The organism is Streptomyces sp. DH12 (assembly GCF_020873895.1).
Lineage (GTDB): Bacteria > Actinomycetota > Actinomycetes > Streptomycetales > Streptomycetaceae > Streptomyces.
The window spans coordinates 1-439 of record NZ_JAHWGT010001190.1 but is presented as its reverse complement, the minus strand read 5'-3'; the positions used below and the strand labels follow the sequence as shown (position 1 = coordinate 439).

The 439-nt window shown below is 78.4% G+C and carries 1 pseudogene; it reads left to right on the top strand.

Annotation, left to right across the window (positions count from 1 at the left end):
- A pseudogene (locus LPA54_RS39185) lies at positions 1–219 on the top strand (ROK family protein); the annotation flags it as partial.
- Positions 220–439 lie beyond the last annotated feature (220 nt).

Below are 439 nucleotides of genomic sequence, written 5' to 3'. Positions count from 1 at the left end.
CTCCTGGATCCCGAGAACGTGGTGCTGGGCGGCGCGCTGTCCGGGTTGTCGCCCTGGCTGCTGCCCTCGCTCCGCTCGGAGCTGGCCCGGCGTACGGCGGGCCGGCCCTGCCCGGTCTCCGTGTCCGCCCTGGGCCCGGAGGGGCCGTTGCTGGGCGCCGCCCACTCGGTGGTGCGAGGCGTCCTGGACGACCCGGCGGCGGTGGCGGAACGGGGCTGAGTCCCTACGGGGTCGCCCGTGGGTGACCTCCCTGCCGCGCGGGCCGCCTCAGCGGTGCGCTGTCGTGCGACCTCCCGGGCCGCGCGGCCGTCGGCCCCGCGACCGGCGAGGCCACCTGGCGGCCGTGGGCCCAGCGGGCCGCGCGCTCACGGCCGCAGACCGCTGACGATGTCCGCCGTGGCCGTTAGGCCGCTGTGGATCGTGGGGGCGATGCTCGTGC